At 61.7% G+C, this 5,214-nt stretch carries 6 protein-coding genes; all 6 read left to right on the plus strand.

Going from position 1 to position 5,214, the window contains the following annotated elements; translation table 11 throughout:
* A partial coding sequence (locus tag WBQ77_RS05825) for a DUF3604 domain-containing protein (protein ID WP_424059336.1) occupies positions 1-1,812 on the plus strand: 1,812 nt, incomplete at its 5' end.
* A 6-nt stretch (positions 1,813-1,818) separates the two neighbouring features.
* Entirely contained in the window at positions 1,819-2,433 is a 615-nt protein-coding gene (locus WBQ77_RS05830; RefSeq protein WP_424059338.1) for a hypothetical protein, read from the plus strand.
* 4 nt (positions 2,434-2,437) lie between these two features.
* A complete protein-coding gene (locus WBQ77_RS05835; RefSeq protein ID WP_424059340.1) occupies positions 2,438-3,307 on the plus strand; it encodes a peptidyl-prolyl cis-trans isomerase in 870 nt (289 codons plus the stop codon).
* Positions 3,304-4,290, plus strand: coding sequence for a HupE/UreJ family protein (locus WBQ77_RS05840; protein WP_424059341.1), 987 nt, complete (start codon positions 3,304-3,306; stop codon positions 4,288-4,290). The genes WBQ77_RS05835 and WBQ77_RS05840 overlap by 4 nt, the downstream gene beginning before the upstream one ends.
* A gap of 100 nt (positions 4,291-4,390) precedes the next feature.
* The gene (locus WBQ77_RS05845) at positions 4,391-4,882 is read left to right on the plus strand and encodes a YybH family protein (RefSeq protein WP_424059342.1); all 492 of its coding nucleotides are present in this window, start codon (positions 4,391-4,393) and stop codon (positions 4,880-4,882) included.
* 99 nt (positions 4,883-4,981) lie between these two features.
* The coding region (locus WBQ77_RS05850) for a hypothetical protein (protein ID WP_424059344.1) at positions 4,982-5,214 on the plus strand (233 nt) is incomplete at its 3' end.

A 5,214-nucleotide genomic window follows, 5' to 3' on the forward strand; every position in this document is an offset into this window, starting at 1 on the left:
CCCTACGCCGACCGGGCATTTCCCTCTGAGGTCTTTTTCGGCGACACCCATGTGCATACAGGATTGTCGCCGGACGCCGGCGGCTCGGGTACGACTCTCATGCCGCGGGATGCATACCGGTTCGCCCGCGGCGAGCAAGTCGTCTCCAACAGCGGTCAGCCTGTAAAGCTCGCGCGCCCCTACGACTTCTTCATGATCACCGACCACTCGGATGCGATGGGCGCGATCACCGACATTATCAAGGGAACGCCGAACATCATGGCTGACCCGGACGGGCGCCGTTACCACGAGGACTTTAATGCGGGCGGCAAGCAGGCCGAAGAAGCCATGTTCCGGCTCATTAACGAGTTCTCCCAAGGGGAAATAACTGACGCAATCAACTATCAGCCAGGCAACCCAAATTATCGGCGTGTGTGGGATGACATCATCGCGGCGGCCGAGGAGTACAACGACCCTGGGCACTTCACGACGTTCATCGCTTTCGAGTGGACCTCACTCGTCAAGGGCAACAATCTGCACCGGAACGTTATCTTCCGCGATGGGTCTGAGCGCGCGATGCGTGTCGAGCCTTATACCACCACACCGCCCATCGGCAGCCGCAACCCGCGCGATCTTTGGAAGTGGATGCAGGCCTACGAGGACAAGACGGGCGGCAGCGTGCTCGCCATTCCCCATAACGGCAATCTGTCGAACGGTATGATGTTCGCGCTGCAAGACGATTTCGACGAGGGGACGGCGTATGACGCCGAGTACGCTAAGCAGCGCCAGAAGTGGGAGCGGCTCTACGAAGCCACCCAGTACAAAGGCGACGGCGAGACGCATCCACTGCTTTCACCCGAGGACGAGTTCGCCGATTACGAGACTTGGGATTTCGGCAATCTCGATGTGAGCGAGGCGAAGACAAAAGACATGCTCCCGGCCGAGTATGCGCGATCGGGGCTGCAGCGCGGGCTTTTGCTGGAAGAGAAGCTCGGCGTGAATCCCTTCAAGTTCGGCATGGTCGGCAGCACGGACACTCACACCGCGCTCAGCACGATCGACGAGGACAATTTCTTCTCGAAGTTCGCTTCCTACGAGCCCAACCCGCATCGGGCGATGCACGAAGGCAAGAAGAACGCGGAGCTCGGAATCGAAGGCTTCACCGGCTGGAAGTACAACGCGGCAGGCACTGTGGGCGTATGGGCGCCAGCCAATACTCGTGGGGCGATTTTCGACGCCATGAAGCGGCGCGAGACCTACGCGACCACCGGGCCGCGAATGCGCGTGCGGTTCTTCGGCGGCTTCGATTTCGATGCGAAAGATGCTGCCCGCCGTGACCTCGCGGTTCTCGGCTACACCAAGGGTGTGCCCATGGGCAGCGACCTCAAGGGCGCTCCTGACGGCAAGGCGCCGAGTTTTCTCGTCTATGCCTTGCGCGATCCGATCGGCGCCAATCTCGACCGCATTCAGATCATCAAGGGCTGGATCGACGCCGACGGCAAGCCGCAGGAGAAAGTCTACGACGTCGTTTGGTCGGGCGACCGTGAGCCCGGTACGGACGGTAAGGTCCCGCCGGTCGGCGATACGGTGGACCTGTCGATCCCCAGCTGGACCAACACGATCGGCGCGCCCGAGCTGGGCACGGTCTGGACCGACCCGGCGTTCGATCCCAACGTCAGGGCATTCTACTATGCACGGGTGATCGAGATTCCCACGCCGCGTTGGACCGCATACGACGCGGCGAAATTCGACCTCAAACTACCAGATAAGGTTGTCCTCAAGGGGCAGGAGCGGGCCTACACCTCGCCCATCTGGTATTCGCCGAAGGGATAAGGCCGGATGGCACGTAGAGGCATGCGCGACAGGAGTGCCAGGACGATCGCGGCTTTGCTCGCGGCGGGCATGGTGTTCGCGGCCGGCGGCGCCCTTGCTTGCGGCTATCACAATCCCAGCGATATCGCCCGAGGCGCCTTGAACTACATCTATCCGAAGTCGCTCTATGTGAGGACCGCCGTGTGGCAGGCGCAGAACAGCGGTTTGCTGGCGCCGAGACCGGCACGTGCCGTCAAGGACCTGTTCGCATTTCAGCGTACCGCCGCCGGCTTGCAGCAACTGGGAGACGCTCTTGGGCCGGCGCCCGCGCCCCGTTTGGGGTTCACGGTAGTCCTGCTCGATTCCATGCTGTGGAGCCGCTATGCACCGAGCGAGAGCGGCTTTGACGTCGATGTCCACGTCAAAGGCCCTCAGAAGGGCGATGCGGTTCTCGTGACCCAAAGTGAAGTCATTCGTGCATTGAATGTGGGTCGTCTCGGCTTCGACGTGGCCGAGGCGCAAGGCTTGATCCGCCTCTATGGTCCGGCCGACAGGCAGGAGGCTGTGCGGTCCATCTTACAGGGCCTACCCAAAGATACGCGTGCAGACCCGCCGCAAGGCGTGGAGGGAGCGTCAGGCTAAAACAATGAGTTTCATTTCTAGGCTGGCGCGCGAACCGCTGGTCCATTTCGTGTTGATCGGCGCGGCGGTCTTTGCGGCCTTTGCGCTCTTCGCTGACGGCGACGAGGCCGAAACTCGAGATCGCATCGTCGTGACCGAGGGCCGGGTGCGACAGCTGGCACAAATCTATGCCAAGACTTGGCAGCGCCCGCCGACGCCGCAGGAACTGCGCGGGCTCTTGGATGCGTTCGTAAAGGAAGAGGTCTATTACCGCGAAGCGGTGAAACTCGGCCTCGATCGGGACGACACACTCATCCGTCGCCGCATGCAGCAGAAGATGGAGTTCTTGTCGGAGCCCGGCGAGGAAGCGCTGGGCGCCGACGATGTAGCACTGCAGGACTATCTCGACAGCCACAAGGACGCCTATCGCGTTGATCCAAAGCTGGCTTTCGAGCAGGTGTTCATCAAAGCGAAAGCGTCAGAGGAAGATGCGGCCGGCCGCGCGGCCGAGGCGCTTCAAGCCTTGAAGGCCGGTGGAGATCCCGCCATCTCCGGCGATGCCACCTTGCTGCCGAAGAACATTCCGCTTTCCCCCTTGCGTGCGATCGAGCGTGACTTCGGCGAGGCGTTTTCGAAAGTCTTGGAAGATGCCCCGCTAGGCGAATGGACGGGGCCGGTTCGCTCGCCGTTCGGCCTGCATCTCGTCCGCGTCAGCAAGCGAGAGGATGGCTACGATCCGAAACTCGATGAGGTGCGGGCGGCGGTGCTGCGCGACTGGCGGAACCTGAAACGGCAGGAGTTCGAGGCGGAGGCTTATGACAAACTGCGCGCGAAATACGAGGTTGTCTTGCCCGCGGCCATGCCTTCCGAGCCGGACAGGGATCAGGCCAAGTGATCCGTCTCCTCCTAGCGCTGGTTTTGGCACTCGCGCTGCAGGGAGTGAGCGAGGCCCATGAACTGCGGCCAGGCTTTCTGGAGATCAAGCAGACAGGCGCGGAGACCTATGATGTGCGCTTCAAAGTGCCCGCGCGTGGCGATATGCGTCTTGGTCTTCACGTGCGACTGCCGGCCGACTGTACCGAGACCAAGCCGGCACGGTCCGAGCGTGCCGGCGCCGCGGCTTTGGAACATTTGGCGGTTCGGTGCCCGGGCGGACTTGTAGACCGCGAGGTTGCCATCGATGGCCTGTCCAGCACGTTCACCGATGTCGTCGTGCGGGTGGAGTCCGAAGACGAATCTGTGCAGGCCGCGCGGCTGACGCCGGATCAGCCGTCTTTTACCGTCGCCGCTGCACCGACATGGGTAGATACAGCCCGCACCTATTTCCTCCTGGGCGTGGAGCATATTCTGCTCGGCATCGACCACTTGCTGTTTGTGCTCGCTCTTCTGCTGCTCGTCCGCGACGTGTGGATGCTGGTCAAAGTCATTACCGCCTTCACCGATGCGCATAGCATCACGCTCGCCCTCGCGGCACTGGGCTGGGCCCAGATCCCGCAAGCCCCCGTCGAGGCCGTCATCGCCCTCAGCATCATGTTCGTGGCGGCGGAGATCATACGGCAGACTGGGCCAGAATCGGATTTCACCAAGCGTGCGCCCTGGCTGGTTGCCTTCGCGTTCGGGCTCTTGCACGGGTTGGGCTTCGGCGGCGCGCTGAAGGAGATTGGCCTGCCGCAATCCGACGTGCCGCTGGCTTTGCTCACGTTCAATCTCGGTGTGGAGGCGGGCCAGCTTCTCTTCGTCTTCGCGGTCGTGGGCGCCGGCGCCCTGGTCCGCCGATTCCTGTCTCTCGAACGCCCATGGCTCCGGACAGCTCTGGGCTATGGGATAGGTTCGATGGCGGCGGTCTGGTTTGTTCAGCGCGTCGCACTCTTTTTGTAGACTGCATGCAACCTCTTGGCCTTGAGCCCTGTTTTCGTCATAACGATGCGGCCCACTAACCTGCCCGCTCAACGAAGCAATTTTGGGAAAGGAACTGTCCATGCTCGTCCGCCGCTCTACCAGAATCGCGCTTGCAGTTGCCGCGGCCCTCTTCGCGGCAGGATCGGTGACGTCGACCGCGGCAGAGGCCGATGCGATGGCAGACTCCTTGACGCTTCCTGAAGCGGAGGTGACCGCCATCAGACAGGTCTTCAAGACCGCGACGGACGCCCTTGTTGTTGGAGACTGGAAGGCTTGGTCCGAGTTCTGGACCAAGGATGCGGTGCTGATGCCGCCGAACCACCCAAGCGTTGCGGGGCTTGAAAAGCTGCGCAAATTCGTTCAGGCCGACCTCTCCGAACTGAAGGACTTCAAGCAGTCCGACTGGACCTTCGAAGGGCGCGGCGATCTTGCCGTTGTGACCACCGGCATGGAGTGGATTTTCAAGGACGGCAAGAGCAAGACGGGCAAGCAAATCGTCGTCATGGTCAAAGACGCCGATGGCGTTTGGCGGGCGCAAAGAGTGATCTACAATCTGAATGGTACTTCTTAAGAACCGGATGAAGATAAAGCTTTCTTGCAGCCTATGCGCCGGGAGCCTTAAGCCCGGTCCCAAGTGGAAAGAGCGACGATAACGATTATGGGTAACACAATGCGTTTTTTCATGATTCCAGCAGCATTCGCGCTCGCTCTTGGCCTGCAAGGGACTGCCTTTGCGCAGGACACAGACGCTGTGGTCGCCGTCGAGCAGCCACCGGAGGAGGCCGCGCCCGGCGACGCGGAAGCCTCGGAGACCAGCCAGTCCTCAGACAGTGCGGCCCAAGACACGCTTCTCAGCGAGGCCGAACTCGAGCAGCTGGTGGCGCCCATCGCGCTCTATTCCGA

Source organism: Methyloceanibacter sp. (assembly GCF_049590335.1).
Lineage (GTDB): Bacteria > Pseudomonadota > Alphaproteobacteria > Rhizobiales > Methyloligellaceae > Methyloceanibacter.

Coding starts and splice junctions, on each gene's coding strand:
- WBQ77_RS05830 (WP_424059338.1), top strand. CDS start 1,819: ATGGCACGTAGAGGCATGCGCGACAGGAGTGCCAGGACGATCGCGGCT.
- WBQ77_RS05835 (WP_424059340.1), top strand. CDS start 2,438: ATGAGTTTCATTTCTAGGCTGGCGCGCGAACCGCTGGTCCATTTCGTG.
- WBQ77_RS05845 (WP_424059342.1), top strand. CDS start 4,391: ATGCTCGTCCGCCGCTCTACCAGAATCGCGCTTGCAGTTGCCGCGGCC.